The organism is Kitasatospora sp. NBC_01250 (assembly GCF_036226465.1).
GTDB lineage: Bacteria > Actinomycetota > Actinomycetes > Streptomycetales > Streptomycetaceae > Kitasatospora.
On the sequence record NZ_CP108476.1, the window covers coordinates 8,429,987 to 8,453,950 of the forward strand.

Here is a 23,964-nt window from a genome sequence, read left to right on the forward strand (position 1 = left end):
AGCTGACGCCCGCTCCCGACCTGACACCCGCTCCCGACCTGAGGAGAACGGCAGATGGGACAGCAGTACCAGGAACTGACCCCCCGACTGGTGGAGTTCATCGCCCAGGCGCCGATGTTCTTCGTGGCCACCGCCCCGCTGAACCGCGACGGACACGTCAACGTCTCGCCCAAAGGGGGCATGGACACCATCACGGTGCTGGACGGCACCACGGTCGCCTACCTCGACCTCATCGGCTCGGGCGCCGAGACCATCGCACACCTGCGGGAGAACGAGCGGATCACGCTGATGCTCTGCTCGTTCTCCCGGCAGCCGAAGATCCTGCGCCTGTACGGCCGGGGGGAGTGCGTCTTCCCCGACGATCCGCGCTGGGACGACCTGATCGGCCGCTTCGGCAGCCACCCGATCCCGCGCTCGATCATCGTCGCGCACATCCACCGGATCACCGACTCCTGCGGGTTCACCGTGCCCGAGATGGACCTGGTGCGGGAACGCGACCTGCAGGACAAGTGGGGTGAGCGAAAGACCCGACAACAGCTGGAGGAGTACATGCTGACCAAGAACAGCAGCAGTATCGACGGCCTGCCGGCCCGGCCGGCCCGCGACCACCTGGTCGGCGCCGTCGGCACGGCCGGCACGGCCGGCACTACCGGTTCGGTCGGTTCGGTCGGCGAGGAGGAGCACCGGTGACCGCCGGCACGGCGCCCCACGCGCTCGCCTTCGTCGACAGCGACCACGCCGACACCCCCTACGACGCCTGGGCGGCCGGGGCCGGCGCCCGGCTGACCCTGCTGGTCTCCGCCGAGAAGTACCCGCAGTACGCCCACCTGCCCGAGGCCCGGCCCATCACGGGCTACCACGAGGGCGGCGAACTGGAGCTGGCCGCACTGGAGTCGGCCGGCGGGCAGCGCCCGTCCGCGGTGCTCGCCCGCGGCGAGGGGGACGTGCTGCGCGCGGCCCGGCTGCGCGAACTGCTCGACGTGCCCGGCCAGCACTGGGACAGCGCCCAGGCGTTCCGCGACAAGGTGCTGATGAAGACGATCCTGCGCGAACGCGGCATCGCGGTGCCGCAGTTCGCGCCGGTGCGGGTCGCCTTCGACCTGTTCGGGTTCATCCGGGAGCACGGGTACCCGGTCGTGGTGAAGCCGGCCTACGGGTCCGGTTCCACCGGCACCCACATCCTGCACGAGGAGGCCGACCTCGGCGCGCTGCTGCGGGCGGGCCTGCCGGAGCACGCCGAGGTGGAGACCTTCGTCGAAGGGCGGATGTACATCGTCGACGGCCTGCTCACGCACGGCCGCCTGGCCGCCGCCTACGTCTCGCACTACCTCAACGACTGCCTGTCGTTCCGCTCCGGGGACTACCTGGGGGCGGCCCAGCTCACCGGGGACGACCCACTGGTGCCGCGGCTGACCCGGTACGCCGAGCAGGTGCTGGCCGCCCTGCCGACCCCTGAGTGCACCACCTTCCACCTGGAGGTCTTCCTGACCCCGGACGACCGCCTGGTGCTGTGCGAGGTCGCCAGCCGCACCGGCGGCGCGCTCACCGGAGCGGCGATCCGCGCCTGCAACGGCTTCGACCTGGACGAGCGGTGGTTCGCCGCCCAGCTCGGCGGCCCGGCCGCCCCCGGCGAGGCCGTGCGCGAGGCGGTGCGCGGGGCCGAACCGGGCCGGGCGGCGGGCTGGGTCGTCTTCTACCCCGAACACGGCCGGCTCGCCGCGCTGCCGGGGGACCCGCCGGACTTCGTGGTCGAACAGCGCCTGCACGGGACGGTCGGCGAGTCCTACCAGGGCGGTCAGAAGTCCGGCAAGTTCCTCTGCGGCTATGTGATCACCGGTCGGGACGCCGCCGAAGTGGCGCAGCACGCCGACGAGTTGGCCGCCTGGTACGCGGACCGGATCCGCTGGGAGAGCTGAGTGGGCGCGCGAGCGCCGCGAGCCCGGCGGTCTCGGCCGGGCACGCGGCGCTCCTGGGGCACCTGCCGCCTCAGCAGGCTTCCGGCTGGGCGGAGCACAGCACCGCCGGCGGCCCGACCTCGGCCAGCAGGTCCTCGGCCCGCTCCAGCCAGGACTGCGCGCCCAGTTCGGCGAACAGCGCCCGGGACGCCTCCAGGTGCGTGGTGGTCAGCGCGTAGTCGGCCCGCTGCAGCGCGATCTCGCCGAGCGCGTAGCGCGACCGGGCCTCGATCGCCCGCTCGCCGACCTGCCGCGAGAGGTTCAGCGCCCGGGTGAGCGTCTCGACCGCGCTCTCCAGCCGCCCCTCGCGCTGGCGCACGGTGCCCAGGCCGTACAGTGCGTACGACTCGCCGATCCGGTCCCCCATGTCCCGCACGATCCGCAGCACCTCCCGCAGCGCCTCGATGGCCTGCGGCACCTGGTCGGTGGCCAGGTACAGCTCGGCGAAGCGCTGCAGCACCTGGGCCTCCACCCGCAGGCACTTCTCCTCCTGGGAGATCACCAGGGCCTGCTCCAGCATGCCGCGGGCCCGGTCGATGCTGCCGGCGGTCATCCACCAGCCCGCCAGGCTGCGCAGGATGTGCGCCTCGCCGATCCGGTCGCAGACCAGCCGCATCACGGTCAGCGCCTCGTCGTACTTCTCGCGCATCGCCACGTGCTCGCCGCGCAGCCCGTCCAGGTAGGCGGAGTTGCGCAGTACCAGGGCACGCCCGTGGTCGTGCCCAGCCGTCTCGAACAGGACCTGGGCCCGGCCGAAGTAGTCCTGCGCCTGCTCGATGTGGGCCTGGAACATGTGCAGGGTCCCCAGCGAGTAGAGCATCGCCCCCTGCCCGACCGGGTTGCCGGCGCGCAGCGCGGCCTCGTGGGCCAGCCGGGCGGTCTCCTCCCAGTCGTCGAAGTACCCCTTGGACTCGAAGAGCGTGACCGAGCTGAGCGCCAGGTCCCAGCACAGCTCGTCGAGCCCTGCGTCGGCCGCCTGCCGGACGGCCGTCACCAGCGCGCGCCGTTCGGTGCTCCACCAGTCCATCGGACCGGCGGACGGACCGGCCGTCGCGAACTCGGGCAGCCGCCAGCGCTGCGCGCTGCCGTGGATGATGGTGTAGTCGCCGCCGTACTCCTTGCGGTGGGCGTCCTCGGCCAGGGCCAGCCAGCCGCCCAGCATGCGGGCCAGCGCGGCCTCCTGCTCCTCGCGCGGCTCCCTGATGAGCAACTCCTCCCACGCGTAGGCGCGGACCAGGTCGTGGAACCGGTAGCGCGGCCACGGTGAGTTCGGGTACTGGACGATGTCCATCACCTGGGCCTCGACCAGCGTGTCGAGGGTGTCCTCGGCGGTGGTGGCGTCGGTGTCCAGCAGCGCGGCCGCGATCCAGGCCGGCGAGTCGGGCACCTGCACCAGGGCGAACAACCGGAACAGCCGCTGCGCGAACGGCGGCAGCGCCCGGTAGGTCAGGCTGATCGTGGGGCGCAGCTCCAGGCCGCCGTGGCTGAGCTCGTCCAGCCGCCGGCGCTCGTTGCGCAGCCGCCGCACCAGCCGCTCGATCGGCCAGTGCGTGTGTGCGGCCAGCCGGGCCCCGGCGATCCGCAGCGCCAGCGGCAGGCCGTCGCACAGGTTCACCAGCTCGACGGCGGTGTCGAGTTCGGCCTCCACGCGCGGGCGGCCGATGATCCCGGAGAGCAGGTCGAGCGCGTTGGACATGTCGAAGACGTCGACGTCCACCTGGTGGATGCCCGGCACGCTCGCCAGCCGGACCCGGCTGGTGACGATCACCGCGCAGCTGGCGCTGCCCGGCAGGAGCGGCGTCACCTGCGCGGCGTCGGTCACCCCGTCGAGCACGACCAGGACCCGGCTGTCGGCCAGCCTGCTGCGGTACATCTCGGCCCGCTCCTGGAGGTCCTCGGGCACCGCCTTGGCCGGTACCCCGACGGCCCGCAGGAACCGCGCCAGCAGCGTCTCGGTCCGGCCGTCCCCGGACGGGTTGCGCAGGTCGGCGTAGAGGTGGCCGTCCGGAAAGTGCGTACCCAGCTCGTGTGCGGCGCGCACGGCCAGCGCCGACTTGCCGACACCCCCCGGACCGCAGATGTTCACGATCGGCACCGCGTAGCCCGCAGATCCCTCCTGGGCGTTCGGTACGATCAGTTTCTTGATGTCGTCGAGTTGACTGCGACGGCCGATGAAATCACTTATGCTGGCCGGAAGTTGACGGGGTGTCAGACGAAAAGCCGCCTCCTTCGCCGGTTCGGGTGCAGCCGACCTGGGCGCAGGGACGCGCGTGGCCGAGGAGGTGGCGGTCGAGGGAAGGTCGAGTGCGGGGGACTGGTTCAGGATCGCCTGCTCCAGGACGCGCAGCTCCTGACTGGGCTCGATGCCCATCTCCTCGGTCAGCGCCCGGCGCGCCCGCTGGAACACCTCCAGCGCATCGGCCTGACGCCCCGAGCGGTAGAGCGCCAGCATCAGCAGCTCGTACAGCCGCTCGCGCAACGGGTGTTGGCAGGTCAGCGCGGTCAGCTCGGCGCTGAGGTCGCCGTGCCGGCCGAGCATCAGGTCCAGCCGGATCCGCTCCTCCAGGACGGTCAGCCGGCGGTCGTTGAGCCGGATGGCGCCGCGCTGCGCCAGGTCGCTGGGCACGCCGTCCAGGGCCGGGCCGCGCCAGAGTCCGAGGGCGGTGCGCAGGGTGGCCGCGGCCTGCAGGGTGCCGCCCGCCGCGCTCTCCTCGCGGGCGACGGCGACCAGGCGGTCGAACTCCAGGCTGTCCACACTGGCCGGGTCCAGTTCGAGCACGTAGCCGGGGTAGCGGGTGCCGATGGCCTGCGGCCGGCCGGATTCGGCGAACCGCTTGCGCAGTGTCGAGATGGCCACTTGAATCTGACCCCGTGCGGTGACCGGAGGCGAGTCGCCCCACACGGCGTCGATCAGCTGCTCGGTGGAGGTGGTCTGGTTGACGTTCAGTCCCAGCATCGCCAGGACCACGCGCTGCCGTGGTCCGCCGAGATCGAGCGAGCGTCCTTCATGGTCCAGTTCGACTGGGCCCAGCAGCTTGAGCGCCATGCATCCTCCCCATCAAGCGATGCGCGTGCAGAACCTGGCATGTACCAGGGTCGTCAGCTGACTCTACAACTGCAGGTCAAACTTGAACCGCAGGTCACATTGTCATCAGGGGTAGCGATGTCCTTTCGGGCACACCGCGTTCATTTCCGCTGATCTGCCGCCCTGTACCGAACTACACCGAACCGCACTGCATCGCATCGAACCGGTACGCATCGAACCGGCACGCACTGCACCGGCCCGATTCCGCTCGCGCGCGCTCACGGGCAGGTCCGACGGACAGGGATCACAGGATTCCGGACACGACGCCCCGGCTCGGCCCGGCCGGCGCGCGGTGTGGGCGACGGTGAGACGGGGGCCGGACCAGCCGTCCGGCCCCGGACGAGCCGACGCAGCACACCAGGAGCCGAACTCATGTCCCAGACCCAGACCCAGACCCAGACCGGAGCGACCGCGGACCCCGGGACCGCTCTCCGGACCATCGCCTTCGTCGCCTACCCGGGCATCACGGTGCTCGACCTGGTGGGCCCGCTGCAGGTCTGCTCGGCGCTGCGGGACCTGTCGCCCGGCTTCCGCACCGTGGTGGTCGGCGAGCGGATCGAGCCGATGGGGACCGACACCCCGCTCGCGGTCGTGCCGAGCCACACCTTCGACGAGGTCCCCGAGCCGTTCGCGCTGGTGGTTCCCGGCGGCCTGGCCCCGACCCTCGCCGCGCTCGCCGACGAGCAGCTGCTGGAGCGCCTGCGTCAGGCCGCGAGCGGGGCCCACCTGGTGGGCTCGGTCTGCACCGGCTCGCTGCTGCTGGGCGCCGCCGGACTGCTGGAGGGCCGCCGGGCCACCACCCACTGGTGGTACCGCGACCTGCTGACCCGCTTCGGGGCGACCCCGGTGGCCGAGCGCTGGGTCGAGGACGGCCGCTACGTCACCGCCGCCGGCGTCTCGGCCGGCATCGACATGGCCCTCCACCTGGTCGCCCGGGTGGCCGGCGAGGAGGTGGCGCGCGAGATCCAGCTGCTCATCGAGTACGACCCGCAGCCGCCGTTCGGTCCGATCGACTGGGCCGGCACGGACACCGGGCGCTACCGGCCGCTCGCCCGCCAGGTGCTCACCGGTGCCCTGGCCGGCCACCCGGAGCTGCTCGCCCGCCTGGCGGACTGAGCGGGGCGGGACGCGGAACTCGTCGCGCCCGCCCCGCTGGTACTGCTGTTCGTCCTCGTGCCTCGCGCTCGGGCCCCGGGTCAGGAGCCCTTCACCTTGGGCAGGTTCCTGCCGGAGTCCCAGGTCCACTGGGTGGAGGTGAAGGGCGTGAAGGCGAGGTTGCTCCGGGCGACGGTGCCGAGGCTGTCGTAGGCCTGCTCGGCATAGCCCACCTTCCGGTCCGCGAGGTACTGCCGGATCCTGCTGTCGGCCGTCTGGAGCGTCGTGTACTGCGCGCCGGTGCCGATGATGAGCCGGGCCGGGGCGTCGAAGTCGTCGTTGGCCGGTGCGTCGGCCCGGTCCGTCGGCCCGCAGAAGAGGTTGCCGGGGAGCCAGGCGTACACCTGGGCGAAGTTGTCCCAACCGTCGGGCGTGGTGGTGGCGGTGGAGCTGTGGGTGATCGTGCCGTTCTTGATGCCGTTGGCGATCGTCTTGACCCGCTCCCGGTCGGCGGAACCCAGGTTCGTGCCGTAGCGGTCGACGTTGAGGGCGATCGCGCTCAGCAGCGGTTGCGCGGCGGAGAGTGCGCCGTCGGCGGCGACGGCGTTCCACAGGGCGGCCAGGCCCTTCGAGAGGCTGAACGGAACGATGTGGTGGAGGGTCAGGGGCACCGGCCTCGGACCACCGGGGACCGTGCCCGTCCCCAGGTCCGGGTAGGGCCGGCCCGGCCTCGCTGTCAGCGTGAGCCTGTACGACGGCATCGCATTCCTCCTGTTCCTGCACCGGATGCAGCGGCCCGGAAACGACCGGCCTCCGGTGGCGCACGGCGCCGGTGCCGTGCGTGGGGCCTCATGGTTCTCCGCCCCGGGTCGGTGGGGTAGACGGCCTTTTCGGCCACGCCGGGCGGTGGGACGCCCGGCAGCAGCGGGCGTGGCAGGCTGGAGCCATGTGCGGTCGCTTCGTCTCCACCACGAGCCCCCAGGACCTCGTCTCCCTGTTCGGCGTGAGCCGCTGGGACCCGGCCGAGGCGCTGGCGCCCAGCTGGAACACCGCGCCCACCGACCCGGTCTGGGCCGTGCTCGAACGCCTGGACCGCGACACCGGCGAGCTCGCCCGCCAACTGCGCCCGCTGCGCTGGGGACTGGTGCCGTCCTGGGCGAAGGACCCCGCGGTGGGCGCGCGGATGATCAACGCCCGCTCCGAGACCGTCCACGAGAAGCCCGCCTTCCGCAAGGCCTTCGCCGCCCGGCGCTGCCTGCTGCCCGCCGACGGCTACTACGAGTGGGCCCCGGTCCCGGCCGCCGACGGCCGGAAGGCCTACAAGCAGCCCTACTTCATCGCGCCGGCCGACGGCACCCTGCTCGCGATGGCCGGGCTCTACGAGTTCTGGCGCGACCCCACCCGCCCCGACGGCGACCCGCTCGCCTGGCTGACCACCACCACGATCATCACCACCCGGGCCACGGACGACGCCGGGCGCGTCCACGACCGGATGCCGCTGACGGTCCACCAGGACGACTTCGACGCCTGGCTCGATCCCGACCGCACCGAGCCCGCCCGGCTCCGCCCGCTCCTGCACACCCCCGCCGGCGGCCACCTCACCGTCCGGCCGGTCCCCACCACCGTCAACAGCGTCCGCAACAACGGGCCGCACCTGCTGGACGAGGCCCCCGACGCACCACCGCTGCTCTGACCGGGCACCCAGGGGCACATCCGGCCGGCGCCGGCCTGTGACCTGTGTCATATCTGCCCGATCTGTCCCGCCGGCCGGCCGGTCCGCCCGTCGCATTCCGGCGCGAAGCTGGCTGATTCCCGACCGGTGGCTGATTTGCGATGAACCGGGTCCAGTCGTTCACCCGTCAGTTGTGCGACGGTCGACCGGTGGTGGGCTGCTGGACGGAAGGATGGGCGATGGGACGAGTGCTGACCGAACTGGTGGGGGACACCGAGGCCTTCGCGAAGGTGCTGGGGGAGCGCCGGCCAAGGGTGTTCCGCACCGCCGGGTGGCCGGCGGGGCTGCCCCGGCCGAGCGAGCTCGATGCCGTGCTGCGCGGCGGACTGCTGCGGGTGCCCTACGTCGAGATGGTCCGGGCGGGTGAGGTCGTCCCACCTGCGGAGTTCTGCACGGCCCGGCTGGTCGCGGGGCGCCGGGAGGAGGGCTTCGCCGATCCGGACCGGATCGCCGCCCTGCTGGCCGAGGGTGCCACCCTGCTGCTGCCGCAGCTGGACCAGTGGTACGCGCCGGTGCGCGCGCTGGCCGCCGACATCGCGGTCGAACTGGGCCGCCGGACCGAGGCGTTCTGCTTCGCGACGGGCGCGGGCCGACGCGGGCTGGACGTGCACCGGGACGACGCGGACGTGCTGGTCGTGCAGCTCGCGGGGGAGAAGGAGTGGACGGTGTACGAGGCTCCGGCCGACGGGCGCTGGCGCCCGGGGCCGGCCCCCGAGCCCGGCGCGGTGGCGCACAACTCGGTGCTGCGGCCGGGCGAGGTCCTGTACGTGCCGCGCGGTGCCCCGCACGCCGCGACGGGCCATCAAGGCCTGGCGGTGCACCTCTCCTTCACGATCCGGGAGGCGGGCACGGGGCAGCTGCGCAGTGCCGTCGGCGGCTGGCTGGCCCGCGGCGGTTGGGCGGAGGGGTTGCCGGAGCGCCCGGCGACGCCGGAAGAACTGCTGGCCACGGCCGCCGAGGTGCTCCGGCTCGGCCGTGCGCGGCTGGCCGAACTGACCCCGGAGCAGCTGCTGCGGCTCGCCCGGGGACCGCTGCCGGCGGCAGGGGGCGACGGCGCGGCGCCGGGCCACGGACCGCTGGCCGCGGGGGACTGAGCCGGACGAGGGCATGCCAAGGGCGTGGTTGCCCCGGCCGAACGGACGGCCTGGGCAACCACGCCCTGTGGTGCGGTACTGCTAATGGATCAGATGCACCACGGACGGGTGCAGGAACCGTCGCACGAGAAGCTGATGAAGGACTCCTCCTGCTCGGCCAGCTCGGTCGAAACCACGTCCTGCACGTCGAGGTCGAACAGCTCCAGCATGTCGTCGGCCATGGGGGCCTCCCTTCGTCGGTGCTGCGGCTGAGTGCCGCGAGCTGCAGCGGACGTTAGGCGTCCTGAATGGCCCCAGCAATGGTTTTGCGCGAATGAATCGACGAGTTCAGCCAAAGTCGAAACCATTCGATCGACAGTGGACAGTTTTCGATCGCCGAGGTAGACACGACCCGACCCGCCGTCAGCAGGCGACCCGCGCTGACGACACGGCACCGCTGCCGACAGCGGCACGACGTACGAGGCACGAGGCACGAGGAGCACAGTGGTCGAGACGCACGGAGCGCGGCAGGACGGACTCTTCAGCGCGACCGGCCCGGTCCTGCTGCGGACGCCGGCCCTGCCGCGCTCACGCCGCCACCCGGCCCCGGCCGGCCCCGCGCACCCGGCGGACCCCGCGCACCCGGCGGACCCCGTGCACCCGGGGCCGTCGGCGCCGTCGGGACCCTCGGGGCCGGACGCCGACGCCCTCCTCGCGCACCTGGCCGAGGCGGCCGCCGATCCGGCCCTGCGCGAGGCCATCGAGCTGTCCAGCCCCTCGCTGTCCGACCTGCTCGATCAGGTCGCCGCGGGCAGCACGCCCCGCCCGGCCGCGCTGCGCCGGGCGGCCGAGGCGGTCACCCGCTACCGGCTGCGGATGGCCACCCGGCCCACCCCGTTCGGGCTGATGGCAGCGGTGGCGGCGGCGCGCTTCGGCCCGTCGGCCAAGGTGCGCTGGCCCGGGGCCGAAGCCGGTGCCGGTGTCGAAGCCGCTCCCGCCGCCGAGCGCCGCGCCCTGCGGCCCGATCTCGGCTGGCTGCTCCCGCTGCTCGACCGGCTGCGCACCGATCCCGCGGTGCTGCCCGGGCTGCGGCTGGCCGTGGACCAGCAGGCCCGGCTGCGCGGTGGCCGCCTGGTCCTGCCGTACCTGCCCGAGCGCCTGCCCGGCCGTTCGTCCGAGCGCCGGTCCGGCGCCGGTGACGAGGCGCAGCCGCTCACCGAACGCACCGTCCGGGCCACCGCCGTGGTCCGCGCCGCCGTCCGGACCGCCGCCGAGCCGGTCGGGTACACCGAGCTGTTCGCCGCGCTGACCGCCGAATTCCCGACGGCCCCGGCCGAGGCGGTCGCCTCGCTCATCCGCTCGCTGGTCGGACAGGGGTTCCTGCTCACCGACCTGACGCCCCCGCCGGACAGCACCGACCTGCTCGGCCACGTCCTGGAGCGGATACCCGACGGCCACCCGGTGCACGCCGAACTCGCGGCCATCCGCGGCGCGTTGGCGCACGCGGCGGCCCTGCCGCGCGGGCAGGCCACCGACCTGCTGCGCGAGCTCCGCGCCCGGATGACCCGGCTCGCCCCGGCCGACCGCCCGCTCCACGCGGACCTGGCGCTGGACGTCGAGGTGGTCCTGCCGGACGGCGTCCGCACCGAACTGGAGCAGACCGCCGCGCTGCTCTGGCGGATGTCGCCGCCGGCCACCGCACCCGAGCATCTGCGCTCCTACCACGCGGAGTTCGTCGAGCGGTACGGCGTGGACAGCCCGGTCGGGCTGGCCGAACTGCTCGACCCGGACACCGGTCTGGGGCCGCCGGCCGGCTACCGGCGCCCGGCCGGCCCCCGCGGCGCCGCCAACCCCCAGCCGTCCCGGAGCCGCGGCGACGCCGACGCGGCCCGTGACCGGGTGCTCGCCGAGCTGGCGGCGGGCGCCCTCGCCGACCGGGAGCCGGGCGGCCTGCTGCCCGAAGTGCTGCTGGACGACGCCCTGGTGGCCCAGCTGGTCGCGCCGCGCGAGGAGCCGGGCGGCGCCGCCGACACCCCGCCCGCCTCCCTGGAGCTGTACGCCGAACTGGCGGCGGACTCCCTGGCGGCGCTGGACGCCGGGGACTTCCGCCTGGTGCTCTCCCCGGTCGTCGGCAGCGACCGCGCCGGAGCCACCTTCGGCCGCTTCGCCACCCTCCTCGCGGGTGCCGGTGCGGGCGCGGGCGCGGGTGCCGGTGTCGGTGCGGGTGCGGACGCGACCGGCGCGGGCGAGGGGGCGAGCGGCGGGGCCCTGCTGGCCGAGGCCGCCGGACCTGCCGCTCCCGACGGCACCGACGCCCTCGAAGCGCACCTGGAGTTCACCCCCTACCGCTCGCGCCACGCCAACATCGCCCTGACCCCGCGCTGGCTCGACCACCGCGTGGTGGTCAGCGCCTTCGCCGACCCGGGCGGCCCGTGCGTGCTGCCCCTGGACGACCTGGTCGTGCTGGCCGATCCCGAGCGGCTCGCGGTGTACTCCCGCAGCCTCGGCCGGGAGGTCCGCGCCGCCGCCCACCACGTGCTCAACCTGCGCAGCGGCGCGCCCAACGCGGCCCGCTTCCTGCAGGAGGTGGCACTGACCGGGCAGCGGCCCTGGCAGTCCTGGGACTGGGGCGCGGCGAGCAGCGCGCCGGTGCTGCCGCGGGTCCGCCGGGGCCGGGTGGTGCTGGCACCGGCCACCTGGCGGCTGACCGCGCCCGTCCCGGCGGCCTCGGCCCCGTTCGAGCAGTGGGAGGAGGGGCTGGTCCGCTGGCGCCGGCGCTGGGGCGTGCCGGCCGCCGTCCGGCTGATCAGCGGCGACCAGCGGATCAGCCTGGACCTCGATCTCCCGTGGCACCGGAGGCTGTTGCACAGCCAGGCGCGTTCCGCCGAGCACACCGTGCTCCAGGAGGAACTCGCCCCCGCCGGCGACGGCGGCTGGCTGTGCGGACCGGACGGTGCCCGGACCGCCGAGCTGGTGGTCCCGCTGCGCCGGACCCCGAGAGGCCCGGCGGTGGCCCGCCCCCGCCGCCCGCTGCCGGCCCGGCGCGAGCGGATCGTCGAACTGCCCGGCAGCTCCTGGCTGTTCGCCCGGCTCGCGGTGGCCGAGGCACGGCACGAGGAGGTCCTGGTCGAGCACCTGCCCCGCCTGGTCGACGCACTGCCGGCCGAGGTGGACCGCTGGTTCTTCATCCGCTACCAGGACTCGGCGCCGCACCTGCGGCTGCGCTTCCACGGCACGCCACCGGCGCTGGCCGCCGAGTTGCTGCCCCGCCTGCACGACTGGGTGCTGCAGCTGCGCCGGGCCGGGCTCGGCACGGACCTGCGCCTGGAGAGCTACGCGCCGGAGACCGACCGCTACGGCGGCGCCGAGGTGCTCGCCGACGCCGAACGGGTCTTCCACGCCGACAGCCTGGTCGCGCTCGCGGCCCTGCGACTGGCCCGGGCCGAGCGCGCGCTCTCCCGGGACCTGCTGGCCGCGGTGAACGCCGTCGGCACCGCGCAGGCCTTCCTGGTCGGCCGCGCCGGAGCCGGCGAGGCGCCCGCGGTCGGCGCATGGCTGGCGGCGATGTATCCGAAGTCGGAACAGCACCACCAGGCGTTCCGGTCCCAGCGCGCGGCAGCGCTGCGGGCGATCGGCCCCGACGGACCGTCCGGCCCGGCGGGCGGCCTGCTGCCCGCCGACCCCGCGCTGACCGAGGCCTGGCAGCGGCGAGCCACCGAACTCGCCCGGTACGCAGCCCGATTGGACCAGAGGTCGGCCGACCCGGCGCTGGCCTCGCTGCTGCACATGGGCCACAATCGGCTGGTCGGGATCGACCGCGAGTCCGAACGCCGCGCCTATGCCCTGGCCCGAGGCGCCGTCGAGGCCCACCGCTCGCGCCACACCAACCCGCGGGAGCGGCGATGAACCCCACGGATCCGCTGCGCGCAGTCGCCGACCTGCTCAGCAGCCCCGGAGCGCCCGACCGGCCGGCCGCCGAGGGCGACGGCACGCCACCCGCCGCGGCCCACTCGCTCGGGGCCGGCCACAGCGGCACCGCACTCGCGCTGGCCGTGCTGGCCGACCGCGAGGACGACGCCGCGCTGCGCCGTGCCGCGCACGGGCACCTGGTGGCCGCCGCGAAGTCGCCCGGGGCGATGCGAAGCGGCGGGCTCTACTCCGGCGCCGCCGCGATCGCCTTCGCCGCCCGCACCATGGCGCGGCGCCCCGGCGAGTACCGCACCTTGCTGGACGGGCTGGCCCCCCGGGTCCGCCAGGCCGCGGCCGGGCGGGTCGCCGACCTCCGTGCCGACCTGGCCGCCGGTACGGGCCTGCGCTCGCACACCTTCGACACCGTCTCCGGCGCGGCGGGCCTGGGCCGCCTGCTGCTCGCCCTGGAGCCGGACGGGCCGGTGCTGGCCGAGCTGCTCGCCGCGCTGGTCGCCCTCACCGAGCCGACCGGCGGCGCGCTGCCCCGCTGGTGGACTGCCGGCGGACCGGGGCGGCCAGGGCCTGATCCCGACCACCCCCGCGGGCACCTCAACCTGGGCCTGGCGCACGGGATCCCGGGCCCGCTCGCCCTGCTGGCCCTGGCCCGGCTGCGCGGCGTGCGGGTGCCCGGCCAGGACGAGGCGATCGAGGCGCTGGCGAGCTGGCTCAGCGCCCGGCGGGTCCCTGGCACACCTGGCCCGACCGCGCCGACGGCATTCGCCGCCACCGAGCCGGACACCGCCACTGACCTGGACACCGCCGCCGACCGGGACACCGCCAGGAGGCGGCTCGGCATCGGCGGTTCCTGGCCGATGACCGTGCGGGTCGAGGACGAGGAGGCCGGCCGCCTGCCGGTCGACCTGCCGACCCGGGCGGCCTGGTGCTACGGAACCCCCGGCGCGGCGCGCGCACTCTTCCTGGCGGGCGCGGCCCGCAGCCGCGCCGACTGGCGCACCACCGCCGTCGCGGCCCTGGCGGACACGCTGCACGACCCGTCCGGCTGGAACCTCCAGGGCCCCGGGCTCTGCCACGGCACCGGCGGCCTGCTGCGGATCACCCAGCGGATGGCGCAGGAGTCCGCCTCCGCCGAGCTGGCGGCCCACCTCCCCGCGCTCGCCGCCACCGTCGCGGAGCAGCTCGACGCGGCACTCGGCGCCGGCGATCCGCCCGGCCTGCTGGAGGGGACGGCAGGCGCAGCCCTCGCCCTGCACGCCTACACCCGCACCGGGCCGCCCGCGAGCGACCCCGAGGAGTGGGACGCCTTCCTGTTGATCAGCTGATCGGCTGACCTGCTGATCGGCTGACCTGCAGACGCCTTCCTGCTGACCCGCTGATCAGCAGGAAGGCGTCCCTGCCACGTGCCGGTCCCGGCTCGCGCCGAAGCCGACCGCGACCTGTGGGACCAGCAGCAGGAGCAGGACCGTCAGCGGCAGCGTCCAGTTGCCCGAGGCGTCGTGCAGCGCACCCAGCACGGCCGGCCCGCTGGCCGCCAGGATGTAGCCGAAGCACTGCGCCATGCTGGACAGTTGGGCGGTGTGCCGGATGTCGGGGGAGCGCTGCACGATGAACAGCAGCGCGAGGCTGATGCTCACGCCCTGGCCGAGGCCGAGCAGGACCATCCAGAGGTAGGCGCCGCCGGCCGGTGCCGTCAGGAGCCCGACGAAGCCCAGCGCGCAGCCGAGGGCGCCGACGGCTGCCAGCACCCCGGCGGGCAGCCGCCTGCCGACGATGACGGGGGCCACGAACGACCCCAGGATGCCGAGCAGCGAGGAGAAGGAGAGCATCCACCCGGCATCGCCCTCGCTCAGGCCCGCGTCCTTGAGCAGGCTCGGCAGCCAGGCCGCCGCCGCGTAGTAGTTGAGCGACTGCAGTCCCATGAACGCGGTGACCTGCCAGGCCAGCGGCGAGCGCCACAGACCGCGCACCGGCCGGGCCCCCTGCCCGGCCGCCGCGGCCGGGACGGCGGTGCGGCGGCGGGCCTGCGGCAGCCACACCACGGCGGCGACCAGGGCGAGTGCGCCCCAGCAGGCCAGCGTGGTGCGCCAGGAGAGTCCGGCGGCGTGCTGGACGGGCACGGTGACCCCCGCCGCGAGCGCGGCACCGGCGAACAGCGACATGGAGTACAGGCCGGTCATCAGGCCCGCCCGGCCCGGGAAGTCGCGCTTGATCAGGCCGGGCAGCAGCACGTTGGCCACCGCGATCCCGGCGCCGATGACCACCGTGCCGGCGAACAGCGCGACGACGGAGTCCAGCAGCCGCAGCGCGGTGCCCACGCCGACCAGCGCCATGGTCGCGAGCAGCGCGCGCTCCACCCCCAGCCGGCGCCCGATCCTGGGCGCGAGCGGGGCGAGCAGGCCGAAGCAGAGCAGCGGCAGCGCGGTCAGCAGGCTGGTCGCGGTGGCCGACATGCCGCTGTCGGCCCGGATGGTGTCGGTCAGCGGGGAGACGGCGACGAGCGCGGGGCGCAGGTTGAGCGCGAGCAGGACCACGCCGACGCCCAGGAAGAGCAGGCCCCGCCCCGCCCCCAGCTGTGTGGTGGCGGTGGTGGCGGTGGTGGTGGCTTCGGTGTTCGCGGGTGCGTCGGCCGTGGCCGCTGTGTCGTCAGGCACGGTGCTCCTCGGTCGAGTCGATCGGCTGGTCGGTGTCCGTCCCGCGCAGCGCGGCCATGGCCTCGGCCAGGTGGGCCAGCGCATGGCGCTCCGCGGTGTCGGCGTCGCGGGCCTCGATGGCGTCGACGATGGCCGCGTGGGCGTCGAACTGGTGGCGCACCGGGTCGGGCAGCGGCTGGTCGACCACCGCGCGCAGCGCCGAGCGCAGCGCGTCGCTGAGGTGCTCGTACAGCTCGGCCAGCACGGCGTTGTGCGCGGCGGCGGCCACCGCGCGGTGGAAGGAGACGTCGGCGTCCACGAAGGCGGCCACGTCGCCGGCGCGCCAGGCGTCGTCGCGCCGCGCCAGCGCCGCCCGCAGCGCCCGCAGGTCGTCCTCGGTGCGGCGCTGGGCGGCGTACCGGGCGGCGTCGCGCTCCAGGGCCGCCCGGACCTCGTACATCTCCAGATCGGCGGCGCGGCGCAGGCGCCGCTGCACGGCCGCACCGAAGTCACTGCTGGCGCGGACGTACGTCCCGTCCCCCTGGCGGGCTTCGAGCAGACCGGTGTGCACCAGGGCGCGCACCGCCTCGCGGACGGTGTTGCGGCCGACGTCGAGCTGTTCGACCAGCAGCGGCTCGGCCGGGATCTTGCTGCCGACCGGCCACTCGCCCTCGCTGATCAGGCGCTCCAACTGCTCGATCACCAGATCGACGAGGCTGGCGCGAGCGGCGTTCCGCAGTGGCATCGAGGGCCCTCCCCAGGTCTGTTGGAACAGGTCTGTTGCACAGGTCCGTCCGCAGATCTGCTCGCGGGGCTGCCAGCCTCCACGGCACTGCAAACATGGGAACATGGGAACATCCCATGTTTGCAGTGTCAAGCGGCGCCGGGCGGAGCGGGGGTGCGCCCGGCGTTGGGGCTACCGGGTGCGGCGCAGCGCCTCCGGCGTGAGGGCGGCGAGGTCGCGGTAGCCGTCGACCGCCGTGGTCAGGTCGGCCTCGGCCAGGATCGAGCGCAGCACGTGCACGATGCCCGCGGTGCCGCCCAGCGCGAGCCCGTAGGCGTACGGGCGGCCGATGCCCACGGCACGGGCGCCCAGCGCGAGGGCCTTCACCGCGTCGGTGCCGCTGCGGATACCGGAGTCACGCGCTCGTCCGCTGCCCCGAGACCCGCAACTGCGCCGCGGTCAGCGGGCCGTACAACCTCCTCGTGGAAGCGAGCCTGCACTCCCTCTCCGATGTCCTGCGCTTCGAGACGCAGCTGGCCACCCGGCACCCCGGCCTGGAGTTCGTCGACCGGGCGGTGATGCTCCGCCAGGACAAGCTGCTGGGCCACCTCCTCGATCCGTGCGGCAGATCCGTGGGCGTCGTACCGGCCGACCTCTGGTCCGACCCCGGCATCCCGGCTCCGCACCCCCTCCCACTGTCGTGTCAGTGCCGCGGCGGGTCGGCGAGCCAGGCTTGCCACGGGCCCGCGTCGACGACCGGCGGGGGACCCACCACCAGCGCGGCGATCGTCCGGCGCCGGCTCCCGTCGAGGAGCGCCGCCAGGTTCTCCAGGCAGCGGGCCGTCTCGACGCGCACGCTGCCGTCCTCCTCGACCGTGTCGTTGCTGCCGACCGAGACGACCAGCCGGTTGTCGGCGCCGGGCACCGTCCGGCCGGTGACCTCCGGCCAGCAGCGACGCAGCACGTCCTCGGACGTGTTACGTCTGATGCCGAGGTTGAAGGCCGTGAGGTCACCGCGGCCGGCCTGGAGCACCCGCCCGACCCAGCCCCGGTACTCCGGGTCGCCGACGCCCTGGACGAAGGAGTCACCGATGAAGCACACGCGAACGTCCCTGGCGCTCATCCCTGCTCCCCGCCGCTCGTGGCCGGCGCGGCGAGCTCGTCCTCGCCGGGCAGCCGGAGCTCCAGGCGGGGGGTGGTCAGACGCAGGCCCAGAAGGGGCCAGTGGTCGATCAGCACGCGCCATTGTCGAGGACGAGGACGGCTGCGGTCATCCGGGTTTCCGCGCGCGGACGTCGGCTCGTATGCTGCGCGTCGACCGAACTGGGCAGGCCACCGGGCCCGCGCAGCGTCAGACCTCCAGGAGGCCACCGTGAACCTGCCCGAAGAACTGCTCGACCTGCTGAAGGCACCCAGCACCTGCTACCTCGCCACCTCGATGGCCGACGGCTCGCCGCAGCTGACCCAGACCTGGGTGGACACCGATGGCGAGCACGTGCTGATCAACAGCGTGCAGACGCACCTGAAGACCAGGAACATCGCCCGCGACGCCCGGGTGGCCGTCGCGATCTCCCACCCGGACAACCCCTCGCGCTACTTCCAGGTGCGCGGCCGGGTGGTCGAGGTCACCACCGAGGGCGCGGTCGAGCACATCGAGGCGCTCGCGCAGAAGTACCTGGGTACGGCGTACCCGTGGTACGGCGGCCGGGACCAGGTCCGGGTGATCTTCGTGATCAAGCCGGAGAGGATCAGCAGCATGGGGTAGTGGCCGAACGACCGCCGCGTGTCAGCCCTGGCGGTACGCCTCCAGTGCCGGAGCGGTCTTCGACGCACCGAACTCCGTGATCGCGTACTCGGCGACACCGGCCACCGTGAACGGATCGCTCTTCGCGATCTCCTCCATCCTCGCCCGGTCGTCGCCGACAGCGATGATCACGCCGCCGTCGGCCGGCACCTTCCGGCCGGAGGCGAGGAAGGTGCCCGAGGCGTAGTGGGCGTCCAGCCAGTCGTTGTGCTCCGCGAGGGCGGCGTCGACGCGCTCGAGGGGTGCGATGTAGGTCAGCTCCAGGATGAACATGACAGCCAGGGTAGGCCCTGCTCCGCCCCGATCGCGGCAGAACCGGAAAACCCCCTACGGTGAGTCAGGCACACGTACCGGACGGCGACTTGGCGCGAGGCTGCTTCGCCCGGCCGCGCGAGCTGAACGACGAAGGGTTCTACGAGGGACGGGTGTTCGCACCTGACGGTACGTCAACCGTCGACCGGCGCAACCCGTGGTTCGCGCCGCCGTCCTGGGCGCCCAGCCCGTTCCCCGCGCCCACACCCACACCCACACCCACACCCGCGCCTGGCGGCCACGGCCACGGGCGCCGGCGCAGCGATCCGGTGCTGCTGGCCGGCCGGTACCGGGTGAGCGCGGCGATCCGGCACTCCAGCCGCGGTGGCGTCGACCGGGCACGGGACCTGCACGCGGGGGAGCACCTGTCGGACCCCGGCGGGTGGCCGCGCGCGTGCGCAGCGCCGTCCGCAGCGAACGCCGTCCACAGCGGATGTGGCACCGGTCATATCGGATGGAGAATGGAAGGTGCCGCGCCGCGTACCCGTGGTCCGGCAGCACTCGATGCGTGACGCCCGCCCACCCGGTGGGCGCCGGAAAGAACCGCTGCGTCGTCCACCGGCGCCGCGTCCGCCGCCGGAGCGGAACAGCCCGACCGGCGGAGCGGGTGACCGGCACGCCGCGGGAGAGGAGTCATCGTGGCAGACGTTGGCCGCACGGATGCGGAATCCGCGGTTCCTCCAGTCCCGCCGGGTCCACCGGCCGCACCCGTTCCGCCGCCGGCGGCGGTGACGATCGCCGATCCGGGTGCCCTGGGTCTCGCGGCTTTCGCGATGACCACCTTCGTGCTCAGCTGCTTCAACGCCGGCCTGGTCAGCCAGTCCGTCATCACCGTCGTGCTCCCGCTGGCCTTCTTCTACGGAGGCCTCGTCCAGATCCTCGCCGGCATGTGGGAGTTCCGGCGGGGCAACACCTTCGCCGCCACGGCCTTCGCCTCCTTCGGGGCCTTCTGGCTGGCCTACTGGGGATTCGTGCGCACCGTGGTCCCGCATCTGCTCCGGGTCCACCAGCTCTACCAGGCGACCGGCCTCTTCCTGCTCGCCTGGACCATCTTCACCGCCTACATGGCGGTGGCCGCCGCGCGCACGACCGCCGCGGTGCTCGCGGTCTTCGTCACGCTGGACCTGACCTTCCTGTTCCTGACCATCGGCGCCTTCGGGCAGTCCGACACCTGGACGAAGGTCGGCGGCTGGGCCGGGCTGGTGACCGCCGCGGTCGCCTGGTACGCCTCCTTCGCCATCGTCACCAACAGCACCTTCAAACGGACCGTCCTGCCGGTGGTGCCGCTCGGCGGGCACGAGGGCAGCCCGGCTCCGGGGCCCCGGTAGCACCTGAGGAGTGGCGATGAATGACCAGACCCTGTCCAACCTGTCGCGCGAGGAGCGCCGCTTCCCCCCGCCGGCGGAGATCGCCGCGACGGCCAACGCCACGGCTGGGACGGTGCGCGCGGCGCGGCAGGACCGGCTCGCGTTCTGGGCCGCCCAGGCGGGCCGGCTGAGCTGGGCCGAGCCCTGGACCCAGGTGCTGGACTGGTCGCAGGCGCCGTTCGCCCGCTGGTTCGTCGGCGGCCGCCTCAACGTCGCCCACAACTGCGTGGACCGGCACGTCGAGGCCGGACACGGCGACAAGGTCGCCTTCTACTGGGAGGGCGAGCCGGGCGACACCCGGACGATCACCTACGCGGACCTCCAGGACCTGGTCTGCCGGGCGGCGAACGCGCTGACCGAGCTGGGCGTGCAGGCCGGCGACCGGGTCGCCATCTACATGCCGATGATCCCCGAGACCGCCGTCGCGATGCTCGCCTGCGCCCGGATCGGGGCGCCGCACACGGTCGTCTTCGGCGGCTTCTCGGCCGACGCGCTCAAGGGACGCATCCTGGACTGCGACGCCCGGGTCGTGATCACCGCCGACGGCGGCTACCGCAAGGGCACCGCCGCCGCGCTCAAGCCCGCCGTCGACCAGGCCGTGGCCGACTGCCCGCAGGTGCGCAACGTGGTCGTGGTCCGGCGCACCGGCCAGGACGTGCCGTTCACGCCGGGCCGGGACCTGTGGTGGCACGAGCTGGTGGACCGGCAGTCGCCGCGGCACGAGGCGCAGCCGTTCGACGCCGAGCACCCGCTGTACATCATGTACACCTCGGGGACCACCGCGAAGCCCAAGGGCATCCTGCACACCAGCGGCGGCTACCTGACCCAGGTGGCCTGGACGCACTGGGCCGTCTTCGACCTCAAGCCCGAGCAGGACGTCTTCTGGACGGCCGCCGACATCGGCTGGGTGACCGGCCACTCGTACATCGTCTATGGCCCGCTGGCGAACGGCGCCACCTCGGTGATGTACGAGGGCACGCCCGACACCCCGCACCAGGGCCGCTGGTGGGAGATCGTCGAGAAGTACCGGGTCAGCATCCTCTACTGCGCCCCGACCGCGATCCGCACCTTCATGAAGTGGGGCGGGCAGGTGCCGGAGCGCTTCGACCTGACCAGCCTGCGGATCATCGGCTCGGTCGGTGAGCCGATCAACCCGGAGGCCTGGATCTGGTACCGGCACAACATCGGCGGCGACCGGTGCCCCGTGGTGGACACCTGGTGGCAGACCGAGACCGGCGCCCAGATGATCAGCCCGCTGCCGGGACTGAGCACCTGCAAGCCCGGCTCGGCGCTGGGCCCGCTGCCCGGCATCGGCGCCGAGGTGGTCGACGGGCAGGGCACCCCGGTGCCCAACGGCGCGGGCGGCTACCTGGTGCTCACCGAGCCGTGGCCGGCGATGCTGCGCACCGTCTGGGGCGACCGGCAGCGCTACCTCGACACCTACTGGTCGCAGTTCCCCGGGCTGTACTTCGCGGGCGACGGCGCGAAGAAGGACGAGGACGGCGACATCTGGCTGCTCGGCCGGGTGGACGACGTGATGAACGTGTCCGGCCACCGGATCTCCACCACCGAGGTCGAGTCGGCGCTGGTCTCGCACCCGAAGGTGGCCGAGGCGGCGGTGGTCGGCGCGACGGACGCGACGACCGGGCAGGGCATCGTCGCCTTCGTCATCCTGCGGGCCGATGCGGGGGACGGCGGCCAGGGCCTGGCCGACGACCTGCGCGCGCACGTCACCACCGAGATCGGCCCGATCGCCCGGCCCCGCGAGATCCTCGTGGTCCCCGAGCTGCCGAAGACCCGCTCCGGGAAGATCATGCGCCGACTGCTGCGCGACGTCGCCGAACACCGCAGCCTCGGGGACGTCACCACGCTCACCGACAGCTCGGTCATGCAGCTGATCAAGGACCAGTTGCCCACCGCCGGTCGCAGCGGCGACGGGGCGCCGGCAGAGGCGGGGGAGTAGCAGCTGACCGGCCGTCAGCACCCGCCCGGTGGGGGCGCCGGCAGAGGCGGGGGAGTAGCGCCGGAGGTCACCGGGGCCGGGCTCCCAACCGCCCTGCTGCACAGCCCCGGTGACGGGGGTGAGAGGCTGCTGCCATGTTGATCGAGCTGATCGGGACGCCCCGCCTCCGGCTGCGCCGCTTCGACGCCGCGGATGCCCCCGCGCTGGCCGCCTACCGGTCCGACCCGGAGATCGCCCGCTACCAGGGCTGGAGCGCGCCCGTCGACCCGGCGACCGCGGCCGAGCTGGTCCGCACGTTCGCCGAGGGAGACCCCGATCGGGCCGGCTGGTTCCAGTACGCCGTGGAGCTGCGGGCCACCGGGGAGCTCGTCGGCGACCTGGGGGTGTGCCTGGCGGAGAACCTGCGCCAGGCCGAGCTCGGCGTCACCTTCGCCGCCGGGCACCAGGGGCACGGCTACGCCACCGAGGCGGTCCGCGCGGTGCTGTCGGACCTGTTCGAACGGCGCGGCCTGCACCGGGTCTCGGCCGAGTGCGACGCCCGCAACCTCGGCTCGGCCCGGCTGCTGGAGCGGGTCGGCCTCCGTCGCGAGGGGCTGCGTCCGGGCCACACCTGGATCAAGGGTGAATGGACCGACGATCTGCTCTTCGGCCTGCTCGGCGAGGACTGGACCCCGCAGCCGCCGACTCCGCAGCCGTAAGCATCGGCGAAAGCCGGGGTTAGCGCTGCTTTCTGTTGCCCGCCGCGGCGCTCTGTCAGCCTGAGCCCGTGACCACGACTGAGGACGAGCGACCCGCCACTCCCGAGGACCGGCGGCCCACCGGTACGGCTGCCGGGGCCCTGGCCGACCAGCCGCACCAGGCCGACCAGCCGCACCCGGCCGACCGGGCGCGCCGGTGGACGCGCGGCGCCGTGCGCACGCTCCAACGCCTGGCCGGCGCCGCCGTGTTGGCCGGCACCCTGCTGACGGCGTTCACACCGTGGGGGTCGGAGACCTGGTACGCCGGCTGGGTCGGCGCCGGCTTCGCAGCGGCGGTCATGGCGGTGACCGCGGCGGTGCGCCCGTTCCTGCGCGAGGGCGGGGGCTCCGGCCGGATCGCCGGCCCGCTGCTCACCCACGCGCTGATGGCCCTGCTGCTCGCCGTCTTCTGCGGCCTGTTCGCCTTCGGCCTCAGCGGCTGGCTCCACGAGCACGACCGCGACCGGCGGGCCACGTTGCGGGTGCCGGCCACCGTCACCGACTGCACCAGCGGCCCCGACAGCGGGTTCGACTGCCGCTACCACTGGTCGGTGGACGGGCGGGACTACAGCACCCGGGAGGGGGCCTCCGACCAGTGGCCCGACGGCCACCGGGTGAACGTGCGGATCGATCCCGTTCACCCGCAGCGGTCGCCCGTGACCGATGGGGCCTACGGGATGCTGTGGATCGCGGTGGTCATGGGCGCGGTCGGCGGCCCGCTGGCCTGCGTCCTGTGGTGGGTCGTGGAGGGTGCCATGGACGACTGACGCCCGCCCCCGACCGTCCGCGGCCTGCCCCGGGCCGCCTCATGCGGGCGGGGCCCCGAACGCCTGGTGCTCCGTCAGGTACGGCAGTCCGGCCTGCTCGCGCCACTGCGCCGCCTGCGCGTAGGCCGCCGGGCGCACCGCGGCGACCTGCGCCGGGTCCTCGACCCAGCCGTACGGGAACGGGCTCGCCGGGCCCGCCCGGTCGGCGAGGTAACGGGCCATCGCGGCGTCGTCCGGCACGTTCACGGTCGCCACCTCGCCCCGGTCGATCGTGATCCCGATCTCCCAGCCGCCGCCGGCCTCGCGCCGCGCGCCCCAGCCCCGCTCCCAGGCGACGCTCTCCGCCGTGACCTCGCCCCCGGGCCCGGGCGGCAGACCCGCGTCCCGCAGCACGGGCACGACCTCGGCGGGAGCGGACCACGCGATGGGCAGCCCGGCCCCGACGGCCACCGCGAGCACGGTCCGGCACGGGTAGGGCGTGCCGCAGAGCGCACAGCACGGCTGCTGCGCCGGTGCCTGCGCCTGTGGTGCCCGGTCGGTCGAGGCCGCGGCGGGCCCGTGCAGGTCCACCACCCCGGCGAGCAGGTACTGCTGCCTGCTGATCGGCTCGCCCGCCTCCTTCAGATCCCGCAGGAAGAGCAGCAGCAGCCGGTGGAAGCGTTGTGCTTCCGCGTACGAGTCGAACGGCGGCACCGGCACCCGGACCCCGTCGACGCTCTCCCGCTCCTCGACACCCATGCGCCCGAGCCTAGGGCCTGTCCGGCGGACGCCGGTCGGCATCGCGCCCGTGAGA

Annotated in this window: 20 protein-coding genes and 1 pseudogene; 12 read left to right on the plus strand and 9 right to left on the minus strand. The window is 74.1% G+C overall.

Annotated features, from left to right (window positions below; genetic code table 11):
* Nucleotides 1-54 precede the first annotated feature (54 nt).
* Together OG500_RS35470 and OG500_RS35475 are read left to right on the plus strand one after the other, a co-directional pair.
* A complete protein-coding gene (locus OG500_RS35470) occupies nucleotides 55-690 on the plus strand; it encodes a pyridoxamine 5'-phosphate oxidase family protein (RefSeq protein ID WP_327070957.1) in 636 nt (211 codons plus the stop codon).
* Nucleotides 687-1,916, plus strand: a complete 1,230-nt coding sequence (locus tag OG500_RS35475) for an ATP-grasp domain-containing protein (protein WP_327070958.1) — start codon at nucleotides 687-689, stop codon at nucleotides 1,914-1,916. The genes OG500_RS35470 and OG500_RS35475 overlap by 4 nt, the downstream gene beginning before the upstream one ends.
* 70 nt (nucleotides 1,917-1,986) lie before the next feature.
* Here OG500_RS35475 and OG500_RS35480 read toward each other — a convergent pair whose 3' ends face one another.
* Nucleotides 1,987-5,001 carry an AfsR/SARP family transcriptional regulator gene (locus OG500_RS35480; RefSeq protein WP_329586414.1) on the minus strand — a complete coding sequence of 1,005 codons (3,015 nt, stop codon included), beginning with the start codon at nucleotides 4,999-5,001 and terminating at the stop codon, nucleotides 1,987-1,989.
* 411 nt (nucleotides 5,002-5,412) lie between these two features.
* On the opposite strand from OG500_RS35480, the gene OG500_RS35485 reads away from it, so the two are divergent.
* Nucleotides 5,413-6,156 carry a DJ-1/PfpI family protein gene (locus tag OG500_RS35485; RefSeq protein WP_329586417.1) on the plus strand — a complete coding sequence of 248 codons (744 nt, stop codon included), beginning with the start codon at nucleotides 5,413-5,415 and terminating at the stop codon, nucleotides 6,154-6,156.
* Between the two features lie 80 nt (nucleotides 6,157-6,236).
* Here the strand turns inward: OG500_RS35485 and OG500_RS35490 are convergent, their stop codons facing one another.
* Nucleotides 6,237-6,806, minus strand: coding sequence for a hypothetical protein (locus OG500_RS35490; RefSeq protein WP_327070961.1), 570 nt, complete (start codon nucleotides 6,804-6,806; stop codon nucleotides 6,237-6,239).
* A 275-nt stretch (nucleotides 6,807-7,081) separates the two neighbouring features.
* Here OG500_RS35490 and OG500_RS35495 point away from each other — a divergent pair, with 275 nt between their 5' ends.
* Both OG500_RS35495 and OG500_RS35500 read left to right on the plus strand, forming a co-directional pair.
* The gene (locus tag OG500_RS35495) at nucleotides 7,082-7,828 is read left to right on the plus strand and encodes an SOS response-associated peptidase (protein ID WP_329586420.1); all 747 of its coding nucleotides are present in this window, start codon (nucleotides 7,082-7,084) and stop codon (nucleotides 7,826-7,828) included.
* 218 nt (nucleotides 7,829-8,046) lie between these two features.
* Complete coding sequence (locus OG500_RS35500) at nucleotides 8,047-8,961, plus strand: JmjC domain-containing protein (RefSeq protein ID WP_327070963.1); 915 nt, start codon at nucleotides 8,047-8,049, stop codon at nucleotides 8,959-8,961.
* An 89-nt stretch (nucleotides 8,962-9,050) separates the two neighbouring features.
* Here OG500_RS35500 and OG500_RS35505 read toward each other — a convergent pair whose 3' ends face one another.
* Nucleotides 9,051-9,182: a hypothetical protein gene (locus tag OG500_RS35505; protein ID WP_327070964.1), complete on the minus strand. Its 132-nt coding sequence runs from the start codon at nucleotides 9,180-9,182 to the stop codon at nucleotides 9,051-9,053.
* A 262-nt stretch (nucleotides 9,183-9,444) separates the two neighbouring features.
* Here OG500_RS35505 and OG500_RS35510 point away from each other — a divergent pair, with 262 nt between their 5' ends.
* Nucleotides 9,445-12,846, plus strand: coding sequence for a lantibiotic dehydratase (locus tag OG500_RS35510; RefSeq protein ID WP_329586424.1), 3,402 nt, complete (start codon nucleotides 9,445-9,447; stop codon nucleotides 12,844-12,846).
* A complete protein-coding gene (locus OG500_RS35515; RefSeq protein WP_329586427.1) occupies nucleotides 12,843-14,189 on the plus strand; it encodes a lanthionine synthetase LanC family protein in 1,347 nt (448 codons plus the stop codon). The genes OG500_RS35510 and OG500_RS35515 overlap by 4 nt, the downstream gene beginning before the upstream one ends.
* Nucleotides 14,190-14,243: 54 nt before the next feature.
* On the opposite strand, the gene OG500_RS35520 is transcribed toward OG500_RS35515, so the two are convergent.
* The 4 genes and pseudogenes from OG500_RS35520 to OG500_RS35535 all read right to left on the minus strand — a co-directional run bounded on the left by OG500_RS35520 (nucleotide 14,244) and on the right by OG500_RS35535 (nucleotide 17,344).
* Nucleotides 14,244-15,518 carry a CynX/NimT family MFS transporter gene (locus OG500_RS35520; protein ID WP_329586430.1) on the minus strand — a complete coding sequence of 425 codons (1,275 nt, stop codon included), beginning with the start codon at nucleotides 15,516-15,518 and terminating at the stop codon, nucleotides 14,244-14,246.
* Complete coding sequence (locus OG500_RS35525; RefSeq protein WP_329586433.1) at nucleotides 15,511-16,242, minus strand: FadR/GntR family transcriptional regulator; 732 nt, start codon at nucleotides 16,240-16,242, stop codon at nucleotides 15,511-15,513. The genes OG500_RS35520 and OG500_RS35525 overlap by 8 nt, the downstream gene beginning before the upstream one ends.
* A gap of 171 nt (nucleotides 16,243-16,413) precedes the next feature.
* A pseudogene (locus OG500_RS35530) lies at nucleotides 16,414-16,638 on the minus strand (alpha-hydroxy-acid oxidizing protein); the annotation flags it as partial.
* 286 nt (nucleotides 16,639-16,924) lie between these two features.
* A complete protein-coding gene (locus OG500_RS35535; RefSeq protein ID WP_329586436.1) occupies nucleotides 16,925-17,344 on the minus strand; it encodes a GDSL-type esterase/lipase family protein in 420 nt (139 codons plus the stop codon).
* 249 nt (nucleotides 17,345-17,593) lie between these two features.
* Between OG500_RS35535 and OG500_RS35540 the strand changes: the two genes are divergently transcribed.
* Nucleotides 17,594-17,986: a PPOX class F420-dependent oxidoreductase gene (locus OG500_RS35540; protein WP_327070970.1), complete on the plus strand. Its 393-nt coding sequence runs from the start codon at nucleotides 17,594-17,596 to the stop codon at nucleotides 17,984-17,986.
* 21 nt (nucleotides 17,987-18,007) lie between these two features.
* Here OG500_RS35540 and OG500_RS35545 read toward each other — a convergent pair whose 3' ends face one another.
* Nucleotides 18,008-18,298: a YciI family protein gene (locus tag OG500_RS35545; RefSeq protein ID WP_327070971.1), complete on the minus strand. Its 291-nt coding sequence runs from the start codon at nucleotides 18,296-18,298 to the stop codon at nucleotides 18,008-18,010.
* A gap of 677 nt (nucleotides 18,299-18,975) precedes the next feature.
* Between OG500_RS35545 and OG500_RS35550 the strand changes: the two genes are divergently transcribed.
* The 4 genes from OG500_RS35550 to OG500_RS35565 all read left to right on the plus strand — a co-directional run bounded on the left by OG500_RS35550 (nucleotide 18,976) and on the right by OG500_RS35565 (nucleotide 23,171).
* On the plus strand, nucleotides 18,976-19,665 hold the full coding sequence (locus tag OG500_RS35550; protein ID WP_327070972.1) for an acetate uptake transporter: 690 nt from the start codon (nucleotides 18,976-18,978) through the stop codon (nucleotides 19,663-19,665).
* Nucleotides 19,666-19,681: 16 nt separating this feature from the next.
* Nucleotides 19,682-21,667 carry an acetate--CoA ligase gene (gene acs / locus OG500_RS35555; protein WP_329586442.1) on the plus strand — a complete coding sequence of 662 codons (1,986 nt, stop codon included), beginning with the start codon at nucleotides 19,682-19,684 and terminating at the stop codon, nucleotides 21,665-21,667.
* Between the two features lie 134 nt (nucleotides 21,668-21,801).
* A complete protein-coding gene (locus OG500_RS35560; protein ID WP_329586445.1) occupies nucleotides 21,802-22,365 on the plus strand; it encodes a GNAT family N-acetyltransferase in 564 nt (187 codons plus the stop codon).
* A 68-nt stretch (nucleotides 22,366-22,433) separates the two neighbouring features.
* The gene (locus OG500_RS35565) at nucleotides 22,434-23,171 is read left to right on the plus strand and encodes a DUF3592 domain-containing protein (protein WP_329586447.1); all 738 of its coding nucleotides are present in this window, start codon (nucleotides 22,434-22,436) and stop codon (nucleotides 23,169-23,171) included.
* 39 nt (nucleotides 23,172-23,210) lie between these two features.
* Here OG500_RS35565 and OG500_RS35570 read toward each other — a convergent pair whose 3' ends face one another.
* Nucleotides 23,211-23,909, minus strand: coding sequence for a hypothetical protein (locus OG500_RS35570; protein ID WP_329586449.1), 699 nt, complete (start codon nucleotides 23,907-23,909; stop codon nucleotides 23,211-23,213).
* Between the last annotated feature and the right edge of the window lie 55 nt (nucleotides 23,910-23,964).

Coding starts and splice junctions, on each gene's coding strand:
- OG500_RS35560 (WP_329586445.1), top strand. CDS start 21,802: ATGTTGATCGAGCTGATCGGGACGCCCCGCCTCCGGCTGCGCCGCTTC.
- OG500_RS35525 (WP_329586433.1), bottom strand. CDS start 16,242: ATGCCACTGCGGAACGCCGCTCGCGCCAGCCTCGTCGATCTGGTGATC.
- OG500_RS35500 (WP_327070963.1), top strand. CDS start 8,047: ATGGGACGAGTGCTGACCGAACTGGTGGGGGACACCGAGGCCTTCGCG.
- OG500_RS35485 (WP_329586417.1), top strand. CDS start 5,413: ATGTCCCAGACCCAGACCCAGACCCAGACCGGAGCGACCGCGGACCCC.
- OG500_RS35480 (WP_329586414.1), bottom strand. CDS start 5,001: ATGGCGCTCAAGCTGCTGGGCCCAGTCGAACTGGACCATGAAGGACGC.
- OG500_RS35495 (WP_329586420.1), top strand. CDS start 7,082: ATGTGCGGTCGCTTCGTCTCCACCACGAGCCCCCAGGACCTCGTCTCC.
- OG500_RS35505 (WP_327070964.1), bottom strand. CDS start 9,182: ATGGCCGACGACATGCTGGAGCTGTTCGACCTCGACGTGCAGGACGTG.
- OG500_RS35545 (WP_327070971.1), bottom strand. CDS start 18,298: ATGTTCATCCTGGAGCTGACCTACATCGCACCCCTCGAGCGCGTCGAC.
- OG500_RS35470 (WP_327070957.1), top strand. CDS start 55: ATGGGACAGCAGTACCAGGAACTGACCCCCCGACTGGTGGAGTTCATC.
- acs (WP_329586442.1), top strand. CDS start 19,682: ATGAATGACCAGACCCTGTCCAACCTGTCGCGCGAGGAGCGCCGCTTC.
- OG500_RS35570 (WP_329586449.1), bottom strand. CDS start 23,909: ATGGGTGTCGAGGAGCGGGAGAGCGTCGACGGGGTCCGGGTGCCGGTG.
- OG500_RS35515 (WP_329586427.1), top strand. CDS start 12,843: ATGAACCCCACGGATCCGCTGCGCGCAGTCGCCGACCTGCTCAGCAGC.
- OG500_RS35535 (WP_329586436.1), bottom strand. CDS start 17,344: ATGAGCGCCAGGGACGTTCGCGTGTGCTTCATCGGTGACTCCTTCGTC.